At 59.7% G+C, this 15,845-nt stretch carries 13 protein-coding genes and 1 riboswitch; of the genes, 7 read left to right on the top strand and 6 right to left on the bottom strand.

Annotation, left to right across the window (positions count from 1 at the left end):
• The first annotated feature begins 17 nt into the window (after window positions 1-17).
• Genes ALP40_RS23925 through ALP40_RS23915 form a run of 3 tightly spaced genes read left to right on the top strand, consistent with a single transcriptional unit; the run spans window position 18 to window position 2,932 of the window.
• Entirely contained in the window at window positions 18-974 is a 957-nt protein-coding gene (locus tag ALP40_RS23925; RefSeq protein WP_122210607.1) for a glycosyltransferase, read from the top strand.
• 31 nt (window positions 975-1,005) lie between these two features.
• A complete protein-coding gene (locus ALP40_RS23920; RefSeq protein WP_122210606.1) occupies window positions 1,006-1,779 on the top strand; it encodes a glycosyltransferase family 2 protein in 774 nt (257 codons plus the stop codon).
• Window positions 1,769-2,932: an O-antigen ligase gene (locus tag ALP40_RS23915; protein ID WP_122210605.1), complete on the top strand. Its 1,164-nt coding sequence runs from the start codon at window positions 1,769-1,771 to the stop codon at window positions 2,930-2,932. Before ALP40_RS23920 ends, ALP40_RS23915 begins: the two co-directional genes overlap by 11 nt.
• 41 nt (window positions 2,933-2,973) lie before the next feature.
• Here the strand turns inward: ALP40_RS23915 and ALP40_RS23910 are convergent, their stop codons facing one another.
• Window positions 2,974-3,612 carry a toluene tolerance protein gene (locus ALP40_RS23910; RefSeq protein WP_122210604.1) on the bottom strand — a complete coding sequence of 213 codons (639 nt, stop codon included), beginning with the start codon at window positions 3,610-3,612 and terminating at the stop codon, window positions 2,974-2,976.
• A 116-nt stretch (window positions 3,613-3,728) separates the two neighbouring features.
• Here ALP40_RS23910 and msbA point away from each other — a divergent pair, with 116 nt between their 5' ends.
• Together msbA and hldE are read left to right on the top strand one after the other, a co-directional pair.
• The gene (gene msbA, locus ALP40_RS23905; RefSeq protein WP_122210603.1) at window positions 3,729-5,531 is read left to right on the top strand and encodes a lipid A export permease/ATP-binding protein MsbA; all 1,803 of its coding nucleotides are present in this window, start codon (window positions 3,729-3,731) and stop codon (window positions 5,529-5,531) included.
• Between the two features lie 182 nt (window positions 5,532-5,713).
• Window positions 5,714-7,135, top strand: coding sequence for a bifunctional D-glycero-beta-D-manno-heptose-7-phosphate kinase/D-glycero-beta-D-manno-heptose 1-phosphate adenylyltransferase HldE (gene hldE / locus ALP40_RS23900; protein ID WP_122210602.1), 1,422 nt, complete (start codon window positions 5,714-5,716; stop codon window positions 7,133-7,135).
• Window positions 7,136-7,173: 38 nt separating this feature from the next.
• Here the strand turns inward: hldE and ALP40_RS23895 are convergent, their stop codons facing one another.
• From ALP40_RS23895 to ALP40_RS23880, 4 genes are read right to left on the bottom strand one after another with little or no spacing between them, the layout of a single operon-like run.
• Window positions 7,174-8,136, bottom strand: coding sequence for a metal ABC transporter ATPase (locus ALP40_RS23895; protein ID WP_122210601.1), 963 nt, complete (start codon window positions 8,134-8,136; stop codon window positions 7,174-7,176).
• Between the two features lie 36 nt (window positions 8,137-8,172).
• A complete protein-coding gene (locus ALP40_RS23890) occupies window positions 8,173-8,988 on the bottom strand; it encodes an aldo/keto reductase (protein WP_122210600.1) in 816 nt (271 codons plus the stop codon).
• A complete protein-coding gene (locus ALP40_RS23885) occupies window positions 8,985-10,160 on the bottom strand; it encodes an FAD-binding oxidoreductase (RefSeq protein ID WP_122210599.1) in 1,176 nt (391 codons plus the stop codon). Before ALP40_RS23885 ends, ALP40_RS23890 begins: the two co-directional genes overlap by 4 nt.
• A gap of 48 nt (window positions 10,161-10,208) precedes the next feature.
• Window positions 10,209-10,541: an SMR family transporter gene (locus tag ALP40_RS23880; RefSeq protein ID WP_025993090.1), complete on the bottom strand. Its 333-nt coding sequence runs from the start codon at window positions 10,539-10,541 to the stop codon at window positions 10,209-10,211.
• Between the two features lie 137 nt (window positions 10,542-10,678).
• Between ALP40_RS23880 and waaA the strand changes: the two genes are divergently transcribed.
• Window positions 10,679-11,959 (top strand): lipid IV(A) 3-deoxy-D-manno-octulosonic acid transferase, encoded by a 1,281-nt coding sequence (gene waaA, locus ALP40_RS23875; RefSeq protein ID WP_122210598.1) that lies wholly within the window; start codon window positions 10,679-10,681, stop codon window positions 11,957-11,959.
• Window positions 11,960-12,056: 97 nt separating this feature from the next.
• On the opposite strand, the gene ALP40_RS23870 is transcribed toward waaA, so the two are convergent.
• Entirely contained in the window at window positions 12,057-13,496 is a 1,440-nt protein-coding gene (locus ALP40_RS23870) for a TolC family outer membrane protein (protein ID WP_122210597.1), read from the bottom strand.
• 163 nt (window positions 13,497-13,659) lie between these two features.
• Window positions 13,660-13,764, top strand: a riboswitch (TPP riboswitch).
• 152 nt (window positions 13,765-13,916) lie between these two features.
• Between ALP40_RS23870 and thiC the strand changes: the two genes are divergently transcribed.
• Window positions 13,917-15,806: a phosphomethylpyrimidine synthase ThiC gene (gene thiC / locus ALP40_RS23865; protein ID WP_122210596.1), complete on the top strand. Its 1,890-nt coding sequence runs from the start codon at window positions 13,917-13,919 to the stop codon at window positions 15,804-15,806.
• Window positions 15,807-15,845 lie beyond the last annotated feature (39 nt).

Here is a 15,845-nt window from a genome sequence, read left to right as displayed (position 1 = left end):
GTACTGCAAGGAAAACAATGAAAGTCCTACTTCTGGTTCAGAAAGAGCAGCGCGCGATTCTGGATCGTCTTTATGACGGCATCGCGGCGAGCTGCGAGTGCGACCTGCGCTGGCTGGACTCCAATGATCAGCGCAACCTGCGCAGCTACTTTCGACGCGAAGTCGATGTGAACCGCTACGACCGGATCGTTTTCTTTCTGCGCTTCAAGCAGGAGGTGCGTCAGGTGGCTTTCATTCGCACGATTCCCAACCTGGTCATCCTCGAACACGACGCCTACCAGAACTACATTGCCTGCAAGTACACCGGCAAGTTCAGCGCCCATTACCGCAAACTGCCGTGGGTGCGGGTGCTGTGCTCAGGATTCATGGTCAGCGAACGGCTGCGTGAAGAAGGGTTCGACGCGGTGTTCGTGCCCAAGGGGTACGATCAGACCCTGTTGCAGGGGCAGAACCGTGAGCGAGACATCGAACTGGCCTTCGTCGGCAGCACCAACAGCGTGGCCTACAGCGGCCGCAAGGCGTTGCTCGACGAGCTGGGCCAGCAGGAAAACCTGCTGGTCACGCGCACCAAGTCCGGCGAGGAATACTGTGACACGCTGAACCGCATTCGCTTTTTCGTCAGTGCCGACGTCGGCATGGGCGAATACATGATCAAGAACTTCGAGGCGATGGCCTGCGGTTGCGTGCTGCTGGCCTACGACCAGGGCGCTGAAGAGAATCGTGCCCTGGGCTTCGTGGACATGCACAACCTGGTGCTGTACCGAGACATCCCCCAGCTTCGCGAGAAGCTTGCGCAACTGCGCGCAAACCCCGCGCTGGCCGACGAGATCTCCCGTAACGGTCGGGCGCTGGTCGAAGAACGCTACACATTCCATGCCTTGGGCAACGCCATTGTCGAACACATGCGCCCGCCGCTGCGGCCTATGCCAGCTTTCAGCTGGGTTGACCGCCTGCGCTCACGCTGGTCGTGGTAATGCTTTTTGAACCTTTAATGATTGAGAACACATGATGGTATTCAGCGAAAATAGCGACATCACGCTGGTAGTGACCAGCTGTGGGCGATTCGACCTGTTGAAGCGCACCCTGGACACCTTCGACCGTTTCAACACTGCCGCCATCCGCCATGTACTGATCACTGAAGATTCAGGAGACGTTCAGGTCGAGGCCTGTATTCCTGAGCACTGGCGCGCGCATACCCGTTTCCTCATCAACAATCCCAAGCTGGGACAGATGCGTTCGGTAGACGCCGCTTATGCGCTGATCGAGACGTCTTGGGTGTTCCATTGCGAAGATGACTGGGAATTTTACCGCCCACACTTCATCGAAGAGTCGGTGATCCTGCTGGAGAATGACCCGCAGGCGCTGCAGGTCTGGTTACGCAGCTTCAATCATGATCTGCAGATTCACAGCCCGTACGTCTTTTTGAATGAGCGCGAAGTGGTTCAGGGCATTCCCTTCTACAAGTTGGGTTCGCACAAGCCTGAGTGGCAGGGCTTTTCGTTCAATCCGGGGCTGCGCCGTCTGGCCGACTATAAACAGCACGCGCCGTATGCCGGCCACGGTGGAGAGAAGAAGCTTTCACAATTGTTTGCATCGCAAAACCGGTACGCGCTGATTCTGGAAAACGATGCCGTGCTGCATACCGGTTTCGGTGAACATGTTGTATTGCCGCAGGAGCGGCTCGACAAACAGCGTCGCAAACGTCGTGACCGCATCAAGTTGCTTGTCGCGGTAATCATTGGGCTGGTAACAGGCTGGTTGCTTAATAATGTCAGTTGACCGAACCGGTATGCCTTCAAGCAAGGCACAGATCTATTTTGGTGCGATGCTTGTCGTCTTTTTGCTGAGTTTCATCCTGAACTCTTCTGCCAAGACGACCAATAATCTGTTCTACGCCCTGACAGCACTGCCGGGGTTGTTTTTCCTGATCAAATACCGTGGCGCCAGCGTGTTTGCGCAGCCGCTGGGTGTGGCCTGGGCCGTGTTCATGGCCTGGTTTCTGGTGCCCGCCTTCTACGGGCAGGACTTCCAGTTCTACAAACATGTGGCATACGTCAGCCTGTTCGTCTTTGTCGTGGCTGGGCTGATGGACAACGAATTCTTCCGGCAGGGCCGGTTCATCCGCAGCTTTTTCTGGGCGATATGCGCGTACATTCTGGTGGCCAGCATTCATAGCTGGATGACCGGACAGTTTGCCTTCGGCAAGCGCGTCGAGATATTGCCTGCGCGCATGGCCAACGTGATCTACGCCAGTGCCTGGCTGGTCTGCTGCCTGGCCCTTGCCTTGCCGGTCTGGCTCAAGGAGCGGCGCTGGATGGAAGCTGTCTGCGGGGTTGTTCTGACCCTTGTCGTCGCGGCCTTCATCGTGCAGACACGTACGGCTCTGGTAGGGGCGATCTTTCTTTTCGCGGCCATTACGCTGTATTCGGTGTATCGCTTTCCGAAGCGCACTCTGCTGACGTTGCTGGTACTGGCGATCGTCTGCGCGGCGGCGTTCTGGATAGTCAAAGATGAGGAGTGGATCAGGCTGCTGATGGTGCGCGGCGACTCTTACCGCATCGAGCTGTTCGAGATCATGACGGGCGAGTGGCGCAACTGCGGATGGATGCTGGGCTGTGGCGTTGATTTCTACACCACCAAGACCCTGACCGGGGGCATGGCGATTCAGCACCCGCACAACATCTATGTGTCGATGGGGCTGTATACCGGCGCAGTGTCGCTGGTGCTGTTTCTGGTCGTGATGGCGATGACGCTGTGGCACGCCTTGCGCCTTCGCGATGGCTGGGGGCTCTATCTGGCGTGCGCGCTGGTGATGCTCAATTTCGACGGTGCGAAGCTGGTGGGCAATCCTGACGAACTCTGGGTACTGGTGTTGCTGCCTGCGGCGATGGTGCTGGGACGGGTGGTTCAGGAACATCGGCTCAAGCAGTAAGCATCGATTGCTGAAATGGCCGCCTGCAAGCGGCCATTTTTTCAATTCATGGCTTGGGTCAGTTCGGCTGCGGTGCAAACGCTCTGGCCGCTCAGGTAGCCATTGAGGAACGCAGGGTTGGCGTCGCCCAGCAGCCACTGCCGGTCTTCCAGATAGCGCAGCATGTGCTTGAAGTTGCGCAGTCGCAGGTTTTTACGCAACGGTCGGCGGTAGGTTTTCAGGTCGGCAATGTCGATAAGGCCAAGGTGACCTTCCGGGGTGAGGATGACGTTGCCCAGATGCGCTGAGCGAAAATAGATGCCTTTTTCATGCAGGTTGGCGATGAAGCGCCCCAGTTGCATGCGAAGGTCATCATCGCTGGCGGCGTTGCCCAGCAATTGACGCAAGGTGTGACCAGCCAGTGGATCGTAATGCACCGCGTCGCGTGCGATCTCGGCAATCCGGTAGACCGTGCGAACATGCGGGCAGGGAATGGCGCGTTTGGCCAGGGTCAGGCAATTGTCAGCGAAGCGTTTTGCATAGGGATACCAGGCTGCAGAACTGATCAGCCGCTTGCGTCGAAACAGCTTCAACATTGAACCGTCATTCAGACGTAGTACTTTATCGCCCGTGCCGTCAGCTTCAAGCACTTCGGCACCTTGAACCAAGGCAAGGTAGTGGGCGTGGTCGAGCGCTTGCATCGATACTCCGGATTCTGCGCCCCAAGGGCTGTACGGGCCGCCTATGTTACCGCAGCAGGCCGTCGCGAAAACGGCTTGTGATACAATTCCGCTTCTTTTTAACACGACGGATTCTCATGACAACCTCCGAATCGTCCGCCACTTCCAGCGTGAAAATCTATTTCCGCCTGTTGTCCTATGTGCGTCCGTATGTGGGCATTTTCCTGCTCAGCATCCTTGGTTTCGTGATCTTTGCCTCCACCCAGCCCATGCTGGCGGGCATCTTGAAATACTTTGTCGATGGGCTGAGCAATCCGGAGGCGGTGCTGTTTCCCAACGTGCCTTACCTTCGGGACCTGCAACTGCTGCAGGCGGTGCCGCTGTTGATCGTGCTGATCGCCGCCTGGCAGGGACTGGGCTCGTTTCTCGGCAACTATTTTCTGGCCAAGGTTTCGCTGGGGCTGGTGCATGACCTGCGCGTAGAGCTGTTCAACAAGCTGCTGGTACTGCCCAACCGCTACTTCGACACCACTAACTCAGGTCATCTGATCTCGCGCATCACCTTCAACGTCACGATGGTGACGGGTGCCGCAACGGATGCCATCAAGGTGGTGATTCGTGAAGGGCTGACGGTGGTCTTCCTGTTCATCTACCTGCTGTGGATGAACTGGCAACTGACGCTGGTCATGCTCGCCATTCTGCCTGTGATCGCCATCATGGTCGGCACCGCCAGCAAGAAATTCCGCAAGCAGAGCAAGAAAATCCAGGTGGCGATGGGCGACGTGACCCACGTTGCCTCCGAAACCATCCAGGGCTATCGCGTGGTCCGCAGCTTCGGCGGTGAAGAATACGAGCAGGATCGCTTTGCGCGTGCCAGCAACAGCAACACCAAAAAGCAGCTGCGCATGACCAAGACCGGCGCGATCTACACGCCGATGCTGCAACTTGTCATCTACACCGCGATGGCCGTGCTGATGTTCCTGGTGCTGTTCCTGCGTGGCGATGCGACGGCGGGCGATCTGGTGGCCTACATCACGGCGGCGGGCTTGTTGCCCAAGCCGATTCGTCAGCTTTCGGAAGTCAGCTCCACTATCCAGAAAGGTGTGGCTGGTGCTGAAAGCATCTTCGAACAGCTGGATGTCGAGCAGGAAATCGACACCGGCACGATAGAACGGGATCGTGTTTCGGGACGTCTTGAAGTGAAGAACCTCAGCTTCTTCTATCCCGAAACCGAACGTCAGGTGCTGAACGACATCAGTTTCTCGGCAGCGCCAGGGCAGATGATCGCACTGGTCGGTCGCTCGGGCAGCGGCAAGTCAACCCTGGCCAACCTGATTCCTCGTTTTTATACCCACGAACGGGGTGAGATCCTGCTGGATGACGTCGAGATCAACGATTATCGCCTGCGTAACCTGCGCAAGCACATCGCTCAGGTCAATCAGAACGTCACGCTGTTCAATGACACCATCGCCAATAACATTGCCTACGGTGATCTGGCTGGCGCGCCGCGTGCCGACATCGAGGCTGCGGCTGCCGATGCCTACGCCAAGGAGTTCATTGACCAGTTGCCGCAAGGGTTCGACACGCCTGTAGGCGAGAACGGGGTGCTGCTGTCCGGTGGCCAGCGTCAGCGTCTGGCCATTGCCCGTGCGTTGCTCAAGAACGCGCCGGTGCTGATACTCGATGAAGCCACCTCTGCACTGGACACCGAGTCGGAGCGCCATATTCAGGCAGCGCTTGATCAGGTCATGAAGGGCCGTACGACGCTGGTCATTGCCCACCGTCTGTCGACCATCGAAAAAGCCGATCTGATTCTGGTCATGGATGCCGGTCAGATTGTGGAACGCGGTACGCACTCGGAGCTGCTGGCGAAGAACGGCTATTACGCCAGGCTTCATGCGATGGGGCTCGACGAGCCAGCGCCCGTCGGCGCCATCTGATCAAAGAGTCGCGCTGTGCTTTCGGCACCGCGCGACCCTTTGTCAGCGTTTGAATACACGCCTGTTTATACCGCTGGAATCGCTCGTTTTCGGCATCAGGGTTGAGGTTCTGAACAGCCTGTCTGTTAAAACCCCCTGTGCTAAGATTCCGCCCTTGTTCATTTTCTAGTACGGGTTGTTCGATGAAGTTATCCATGCCGCGCTTTGATCAGGCCCCTGTCCTGGTGGTTGGCGATGTCATGCTCGACAGATACTGGCATGGTGGTACATCGCGTATTTCCCCCGAAGCGCCGGTGCCTGTCGTCAAGGTCGACCAGATCGAAGACCGTCCCGGCGGCGCTGCCAACGTGGCATTGAACATCGCGGCATTGGGAGCGCCTGCCTCATTGGTAGGCGTTACCGGTGAAGACGAAGCGGCAGAAAGCCTGAGCAACAGCCTCAAGGCGGCCGGCGTACTGGCCCGCTTCCAGCGCATCGCCAGCCAGCCGACCATCGTCAAGCTGCGCGTCATGAGTCGCCATCAGCAATTGCTGCGCATCGACTTCGAAGAGCCTTTTGCTACCGACGCGCTGGCCCTGAGCGCAGAGGTCGAAGGCCTGCTCGATGGCGTCAAGGTGCTGGTGCTTTCCGACTACGGCAAGGGTGCCCTGAAAAACCATCAGGCGCTGATCCAGGCCGCCCGCGCACGCGGCATTCCAGTGCTGGCCGACCCTAAAGGCAAGGACTTTGCGATCTATCGTGGTGCGAGCCTTATCACGCCGAACCTCAGCGAGTTCGAAGCCATCGTCGGCCATTGTGTCGACGAGGCCGATCTGGTTGCCAAAGGCGCTCAGCTGATGAGTGACCTGGACCTGGGTGCATTGCTGGTGACCCGTGGCGAGCATGGCATGACCCTGCTGCGTCCCGATCAACAGGCGCTCCACTTGCCAGCCCGTGCGCGTGAAGTGTTCGACGTCACTGGCGCGGGCGATACGGTCATTTCCACCCTGGCTGCCGCCATTGCTGCGGGTGAAGAATTACCCCACGCCGTCGCGCTGGCCAACCTGGCCGCTGGTATCGTAGTTGGCAAGCTGGGTACGGCCGCGATCAGCGCGCCTGAACTGCGTCGCGCCATTCAGCGTGAAGAAGGTTCGGAGCGCGGCGTCTTGGTGCTGGAGCAACTGCTACTGGCCGTTGATGACGCGCGGGCGCACAAGGAAAAGATCGTGTTCACCAACGGTTGCTTCGATATCCTGCATGCAGGCCATGTGACCTACCTGGAGCAGGCGCGTGCTCAGGGTGATCGTCTGATCGTCGCTGTCAATGACGATGCCTCTGTCAGCCGTTTGAAGGGCCCTGGCCGTCCGATCAACAGCGTTGATCGTCGCATGGCGGTGCTGGCCGGTCTTGGCGCTGTGGACTGGGTGATCAGCTTCCCTGAGGGCACGCCCGAGAATCTGCTGACTCACGTCAAACCCGACGTGCTGGTCAAAGGTGGCGACTATGGCGTCGATCAAGTGGTCGGTGCCGAGATCGTTCAGGCGTATGGCGGCGAAGTGAAGGTGTTGGGCCTGGTCGAGAACAGCTCGACAACGGCCATCGTCGAGAAGATTCGCGGACAGTAATAGCGTGTTGCGTGCCCGGAGCGTTCCGGGCAAGCCTGCTACTTACTCAAACTGCCCCGTGCCAACCCCAACAATTCCTTGGCCTTGCTGGTCAATCGCTTGAAGCCTGTCTTTTTCGGCGCAGGGGTCAAACCTTGCTGCCGCAACCAGTCCTTCCACCGAATACGCTCTTCGCGCACCACCCAGCCATCCTGAGCCGCAAAGCTTTCTGCGAGATACAGCCCGCGTGTGCTTGCCGGGCTCAGCTTGTCGCGCTTGAGGGTGTAAAGCTCCGGCAGCGGCGATCCGTTCTCCAGCGGCATCAGGTACAGATCCGGCTTGCTCCGGTTCAGGCGAGCCACCAACTGGTCGTTTTCCAGCATTTCATCCACATGGAACAGGCTGATCGGACGCGCCTCCTTGGGGATCTCCAGGCGCATGTCGTAAATCAGTTGCAGCGAGGCGGTCGGCAGATGCACGTAGGCCCTTGGGCGTTCGAGCAGGGTAAGGTTGCCGGCTCGAACGGGTCTGGCTGCACCTGACAGCGGGCTCAGGTTGAACGGCATGGCCTCGCGATAATGCAGGGCCGCAGCGTAAGGTGCGGGTAGCCAGGTGTCCTTGAACAGCCCGCTCAGCCAGCCTTGTGGCGTCTCGATCATGCACTCCTCGGCCACCTCCTGAATGGCTGTGTGCAGCGGCAGCGTCAGTTCGTGGGCCGGGACGTAGCCGGAAATCAGCTTGAGCACCACGTCCCCACGGTCCTGGCGGCGCTGGCGGACCAACACCCAGTAGTCCCGATTCTGCCAACTGATGGTCAGGCGTACGGAGACGCCCAGATTGGCCAGTTCGGTGTCGAATCGTTCGGTGTCCGGCACCTCAATCTTGCGACGTCGCTGCAAGGTCTGGCTGAAGTTCATCGGCATGCCGACGCTCTGATAGCTGAGGCTTTCAGGCGTGGCTTCGACGAACAGCGGCAGGGTCTTGAAGTTGCTGGGGTTCTTGCGAATCAATGTGCGCGGCATATCGGCTCCTTCTTGCGTTGGGGTCGGCCGCCCAAATCAGGCTTGACGGCAAATCACGGCAGCAGCAGTGGCGACGTTGTGCGCCAGGTGCATGGGATTAATGGTCCCGACAATAGCACTGGCGACGCCCGGATGTTCAAACAGTAACTGGAAGCTGGCCTGGACCGGGTCGACCCCTGGTGTCAGGCAGACATGCCCGCTGGCCAGTGCTTTCTTGACCAGAATGCCCTTGCCGTTGGCGGCCGCGAAATCCAGCACCGGCTTTTCGCCCTGTTCATCGAGATTGTAGGTGACCATCGCGCAGTCCCCGTCACGCAGGGCCAAGAGCCCGCCCTCGACGGTTTTGCCGGAGAAACCGTAGCCTCGAATCTTGCCTTCTCGTTTGAGTTCGGCAAGCGTCTCGTACACCGCCGTATCGTTGAGAATCGCCAGATCGTTGCCATCTGAATGCACCAGTACAAGGTCGAGAAAGTCGGTTTCAAGACGTTTCAGGCTGCGCTCGACGGACAGGCGGGTATGCTCGGCGCTGAAGTCGTGGCTCGACCGCCCGTCCACGAATTCTTCGCCCACTTTGCTGACGATCACCCAATCCTGGCGCTGGCCGCGCAGCAGTGGGCCGAGACGTTCCTCGCTGGTGCCGTAGGCCGGGGCCGTGTCGATCAGGTTGATGCCCATGTCACGGGACATCTTCAGCAGCATCTGCGCTTGCTGGTCGTCCGGGATCTTGAACCCGTTGGGGTATTTCACCCCTTGATCGCGCCCCAGTTTGACGGTGCCCAGCCCCAGCGGCGAGACGATCAAGCCGGTGCTGCCGAGCGGGCGATGCAGGTCGTGCAGGGTTTTCAGGCTCATGGCAGCAATTGATCCCAGACAGGAACGGCGAGAGGCGGTTTGGGCACATCCGCCAGCGGTGGTTGCGGCGTCGGGTGGATGCCTTCTTTGGACAGGACTGACAGTACGCGGTCGGCAAAATCCGGTGCCAGCGCCAGTTTGGTCGGCCAACCCACCATCAGGCGTTTCTGGCTGTCCAGAAAGGCGTTGTCGGGGCGTACCAGACCCGATTGTGCAGGCTCGGCACGATCGACGCGCAAGGTCGCCCACTGCGCCTGGCTCAGGTCGACCCAAGGCAGCAGCGCTTCGAGTTCCTTGCGGGCGACGGCGATCTGCGCCGCTGGCTCGCGGGCTACACCGTCAGCCTCGGCCAGATCGCCACCCAGGTACCAGACCCATTGCCCATCCGCTGCCGGGTGTGTGGTCACGGTGATGCGCGGCTTGGTGCCACCCCCCAGGCAGTGAGCGTAAAGCGGCTTGAGGGTCGGCCCCTTGACCAGCACCATGTGCAACGGACGACGCTGCATCTGCGGTTGCGAGATGCCTACTGCATTCAGCAGATCGGCATTGCCACCGCCCGCGCTGAGCACGATGCGCTGGGCATGAATATCGCGGCCATCGACCCGAAGGCCAATCAGTTCGTCACCTTCGTACAGCGGTTCGATCTGTTGCCCGGCGAGCAAGCTGTCACCGGCCAGTTCTGCCAGGCGCTGAATCAGGCTTGGCACATCGACCACCAGTTCCGCCAGGCGGTAGACCTTGCCTTTGAATTTGGGGTTTTGCAGGGCGGGCGGGAGCTGCTCGCCCTTGACCTGATCCACGCGCCCACGCACGGCTTTGCTGGCGAAGAAGCTGGTGAGGTTGCCGGCGAGGGTGCCTGGCGACCAGAGATAATGGGCGTCCGACAACAGGCGCACGCCGGACAGGTCCAGTTCGCCCTTGCCGTCGAGGGCTTCACGCCAGCGACGCGGCATGTCGGCGATGGCTTCCGAAGCACCCGACAACGCGCCATGCAGCGCGTATTTGGCACCGCCGTGAATGATCCCTTGAGACTTCAGGCTTTGTCCGCCACCCAGGCTTGAGCTTTCTACCAGCACTGTCGAGAACCCTTGACGACGCAACCGGGCATTGAGCCAGAGGCCGGCAATGCCAGCCCCGACAATCAGGACGTCAGTGGAAATAACAGATGGCATGGGCACCTCAGTGAGTAAAGATTGCGGCCATTATAAGGGAACGGACTTTCAATGCCCGGCGGTTTTCGAGAACACCTGAATGACCACTACACCCGCCACGATCATGCCCATGCCCAGCAGCGCGGGCAGGTCGAGTTTCTGACCGTAGACCAGGAATGCTGCAATACTCACCATGACGATGCCCATGCCCGACCAGATGGCATAGGTAATGCCGACCGGTATAGTGCGCATCACCAGAATCAGCATCCAGAACGCAATCGCGTAGCCGCCGATGACCAGCAACAGGGGAAGTGGAGTGCTGAAGCCTTTTACTGCCTTCATCGAGGTGGTAGCGATAACTTCGGCGCAGATCGCGACGCCCAGCAGGTAATACGGATTCATGATGGTTTCCTTGTGTGGGACCGCGCATTCTAACGAGCGCCGGTGGCAGGCCTGATGATTTACACGCCGTCCGTCATCGTGTCTGCGTCTTCAGGTTGTTGTGGCATTGCGCAGGCGGGCTGATAAACTCCGCGCCCATGAATAGAACCCTCTACACCCTCCTGTTTCATCTCGGCCTGCCGCTGGTTGCCCTGCGCTTGTGGTTACGTGCGCGCAAGGCCCCGGCGTATCGCCAACGTATCGGCGAGCGTTTTGCGATCGGCCTGCCGCCGATGCGGCGTGGCGGGATCTGGGTACATGCCGTCTCGGTCGGGGAAAGCATTGCCGCCGCCCCGATGATCCGAGCCCTATTGGCGCAATATCCCGAACTGCCGATCACTGTGACTTGCATGACGCCCACAGGTTCGGAGCGAATCAAGGCGATGTTCGCTAACGAGCCGCGGATTCAGCATTGCTACCTGCCTTATGACCTGCCTTGGGCGGCGGGTCGTTTTCTCGATCACGTGCAGCCACAGCTGGGCATCATCATGGAAACCGAGTTGTGGCCTAACCATATTCACCAGTGCAGCAAACGTGGCATTCCTGTGGTGCTGGCCAATGCGCGGTTGTCCGAGCGTTCGGCGCGGGGCTATGGGCGTTTCGCGAAGCTCACCCAACCCATGCTCGGGCAAATGGCCTGGTTTGCGGTACAGACCGAAGCTGAAGCTCAGCGTTTTCGAGACCTGGGCGCGCGGCCTGAATGCGTCACGGTAACCGGCTCGATCAAGTTCGACCTGAGTATTGACCCTGCTTTGCTGGAGCATGCCGCTCAGTTGCGGGAGCAGTGGCAGGCGACGCAGCGTCCTGTCTGGATCGCAGCAAGCACCCATGCGGGGGAGGATGAAAGCGTGCTGGCAGCGCACCGCACGCTGCTGTCGAGTCATCCCGATGCGTTGTTGATTCTGGTGCCGCGTCATCCCGAACGCTTCGACAGCGTGCATGCGTTGTGTCAGCAGCAGGGCTTCGCCACGGTCCGCCGCTCCGCTGCACAGGCTGTCACGCCCGATGCCGCAGTGCTGTTGGGCGATACGATGGGTGAACTGCTGTTTCTGTATGCGCTGGCAGACAGCGCGTTCGTGGGTGGCAGTCTGGTGCCCAATGGGGGGCATAATCTGCTGGAACCAGCAGCACTGGCCAAGCCGGTACTGAGCGGCCCGCACCTGTTCAACTTTCTGGAAATTGCCGCCCTGCTGCACAGCGCAGGCGCGTTGGAAGAAGTCGGTGATTCAGCTGCTTTGGCGGCTGTTGTGCGGCGCTTGTTCGATCAGCCGCAGGTGGCGCAAGCAATGGCCGAAGCGGGGCTGGGCGTGATGAAGGCCAATCAGGGCGCGCTTCAGCGTTTGCTGGATGGGATCGGGCGGTTGATGCAACGGGTGTGACCCGGAACATGGACACGATACGCGCGCTCGTGAGCGTTACCACGCTCCTGCGTGGTAACGCTGCCAAGGACGCTCCGCTTCCGCTCCTTCAGCGTACTCAGCGTTGCGCAGGTCTTTCGAAGTTCTTGCGCGCCGCTGCAGCCAGATCCGGCGGCAGGAAGTCTTTGTCCGGGTTGTAGTCGGATTTCAGATAACGCGACAAGTCCTGCAGATCCCCCGGGTTCAGCGTGCCGGCAGCCTGTTTCAGGCGCAGGTTGTCGAGGATGTAGTCGTAGCGGGTGTTGTTGTAATCGCGCACCGACGCGTACAACTGACGCTGCGCATCCAGTACGTCGACGATGTTGCGTGTACCCACCTGATAACCGATTTCCGTGGCTTCAAGCGCACTCTGGTTGGAGATGATCGACTGCTTGCGCGCCTGAACCTGCTCCACATCCGTGTTCACTGCCCGGTGCAGGTTACGGGTGTTTTCCACCACCTGACGGCGCAGGCCCTCACGACGCTGCTCGCTCTGGCTCAGCCGTGAATACGCTTCGCGCACCTGCGAGTTGATCAGACCACCGCTGTAGATCGGAATGTTCAATTGAACACCGATAGTGCGCTGCTCGACATCACCGCTGTAATTCTGCCCGGTGAAGTTGGGGTTGTTGAAACCCAGCGCATCGTTGTCGCCGCGCTGGTAAGTGGCGACCGCATCAAGCGTCGGCGCATGCCCGGCCTTGCGTTGGCGCAGGGTTTCTTCCGCTGCGTTGACCGCGTAGTTGCTGGCCAGCAGGTTCAGGTTCTGCTGGGCGGCGGTATCGACCCAGGCCTTGGCATCGTTGGGCGTCGGAGCCAGCACCGGCAGGGTGTGGACGATGCCTTCAATGGAGTTGTATTCACGATTGGTCAGGGTAATCAACGCCTGAAACGCATCGTCCACCTGACGCTTGGCCAGGATGCGGCTGGCGCGCGAGGTGTCATAGCTGGCCTGCGCCTGCAGCACATCGGTCTTGTCCGAGAGGCCGACATCGAAGCGTTCGTTGGCTTGATCAAGCTGACGCCTGAACGCCGCTTCTTCGGCCTTGGTGGCCGCCAGATTGTCTTGGGCGCGCAGCACGCTGAAGTAGTTCTGCGCCGATTGCAGAATGAGGTTCTGCTCGGTCGCCGACAGTTCGAGGGCGGCCTGTTCGTTGACCGCTTCGGCTGCCTGAAGCTGGAACCAGCGGTCCGCACGGAAAATCGGCTGGCTCAGGGTCGCCTGATAGACCGTACCGCTGCGGGTTGCCGTCTGGCGCGGCTGGTCGAGGCTGGTGCGGGTGTTGTTGGCCTGTGCGCTGCCGGAAATATTGGGCAGCAGACCCGCCCGCGCCTGGGGTACGGCTTCCTTGCGCGCGGCGTAGTCGGCGCGGGCGGCGGCCAGATCGGCGTTGTTGTCGACCGCCTGCTCATAGACGTTCACCAGACCCGTCTTGGTCGGCCGCGGGACATCGGCTGCCCACGCTGCACCGTTGGACGCAAACGACACAGCCACGAGCAACGAAAGTTTGCGCAACATGAGGCATTCCCTGTTCATGAAGAAAATAGTCACGGTTTGATGAAAAAACCGGGATAGCGAGTGTAGAGCCAGACGCATGACGCAACAATCGGACATTTCAGCCATTTATCGATGCCCGCGCAATTAGGCTGGCTTTACAGCCTCGACGCGGCATAGACTGACGCCGTTCTTGTCGGGGTGCCTTGCTGTGAGGCTGAGATCGGTTAAACCGGATCCCGTTGAACCTGATCAGGTTAGCGCCTGCGTAGGGAACAAGATTTCTCGTCTCCCGGCGAGTCCTCTTGAGTGTCGTCCGGGGCCGATCGTTCAAAAAATGAACAGCGCGTCCTCCTCGATACTCAGCACGTTTTCAGTGCACCCGTCCGTCCCGATCAGGTTACTCCGACAATAAATCCACAGTGGATGTCTGGAGAGACCGTGATGAGCATAAAACCAAAAAACGCACCCCACTTGAGCGAGTCGGCGCAGGTCGATTCCGGATCGGTACAGCCGTTTACCCGTTCACAGAAGATTTATGTTCAGGGCTCGCGCCCGGACATCCGCGTGCCCATGCGTGAAGTGACTCTGGACATCACGCCAACCGACTTCGGCGGCGAAATCAACGCCCCGGTCACGGTCTATGACACCTCAGGTCCCTACACCGACCCCAATGTAACGATTGATGTGCGCAAAGGCCTGGCCGATGTGCGCTCGCCCTGGATCGACTCGCGCAACGACACCGAACGCCTGCCAGGGCTGAGTTCCAACTTCGGCCAACAACGCCTGAGCGATGCCGAGCTGACGGCGCTGCGTTTTGCGCACGTACGCAATCCGCGCCGGGCCAAGGCAGGCGCCAACGTCAGTCAAATGCACTATGCGCGTCAGGGCATCATCACCGCCGAGATGGAATACGTCGCCATCCGCGAAAACATGAAGCTGCAGGAAGCCCGTGCCGCCGGACTGCTGACCCAGCAACACGCCGGGCACAGCTTCGGTGCCAGCATTCCAAAAGAAATTACCGCCGAGTTCGTGCGCGAAGAGATCGCTCGCGGTCGGGCGATCATTCCCGCCAACATCAACCACGTCGAGCTTGAGCCGATGATCATCGGCCGCAACTTCCTGGTGAAGATCAACGGCAACATCGGCAACAGCGCGCTGGGTTCTTCCATTGAAGAAGAAGTCGCCAAGCTGACGTGGGGCATACGCTGGGGCTCGGACACGGTCATGGACTTGTCCACCGGCAAGCACATCCACGAGACCCGCGAGTGGATCATCCGCAACTCGCCAGTGCCGATCGGTACGGTGCCGATCTATCAGGCACTGGAAAAGGTCGGTGGCGCAGCCGAAGACCTGACATGGGAGCTGTTCCGCGACACCCTGATCGAACAGGCCGAGCAGGGCGTCGATTACTTCACCATCCACGCAGGCGTATTGCTGCGCTACGTGCCCCTGACCGCCAAGCGTGTGACCGGCATCGTCAGCCGCGGCGGTTCGATCATGGCCAAGTGGTGCCTGGCGCATCACAAGGAAAACTTCCTTTACACCCATTTCGAAGATATTTGCGAAATCATGAAGGCCTACGACGTCAGCTTCTCGCTGGGCGATGGCCTGCGTCCGGGGTCGATTGCCGACGCTAACGACGCCGCGCAGTTCGGCGAGCTGGAAACCCTGGGTGAACTGACCAAGATCGCCTGGAAGCACGACGTGCAAACCATGATCGAAGGCCCCGGCCATGTGCCGATGCAGTTGATCAAGGAGAACATGGACAAGCAGCTGGAGTGCTGTGACGAAGCACCGTTCTACACCTTGGGCCCGCTGACCACCGACATCGCACCGGGTTATGACCACATCACCTCAGGCATTGGTGCGGCAATGATCGGTTGGTTCGGTTGCGCCATGCTCTGCTACGTCACACCCAAAGAGCATTTGGGCCTGCCGAACAAGGATGACGTGAAGACCGGGATCATCACCTACAAGATCGCCGCTCACGCAGCGGATCTCGCCAAAGGGCATCCCGGCGCGCAGATTCGCGACAACGCCTTGAGCAAGGCACGCTTCGAATTCCGTTGGGAGGACCAGTTCAACCTGGGCCTGGACCCGGACACTGCACGGGCCTACCACGACGAAACCCTGCCCAAGGACTCGGCCAAGGTGGCGCACTTCTGCTCCATGTGCGGGCCGAAATTCTGCTCGATGAAAATCACCCAGGAAGTGCGCGAATACGCGGCCAATCAGCGGATCGAGGCGGTGGATGTAGACATCGCTCAGGGCCTTGCCGAACAGGCCGAGCGCTTCAAGCAGGAGGGGAGTCAGCTTTACAAGAAGGTCTGACCTGCCGAGCCGCGTTCGGATCCGCAGGCTGGCACAAAC

Origin of the sequence: Pseudomonas viridiflava, assembly GCF_003702045.1 — a bacterium.
GTDB classification, from domain to species: Bacteria; Pseudomonadota; Gammaproteobacteria; order Pseudomonadales; family Pseudomonadaceae; genus Aquipseudomonas; species Aquipseudomonas viridiflava_C.
This window is presented reverse-complemented; position numbering and strand designations above follow the sequence as displayed.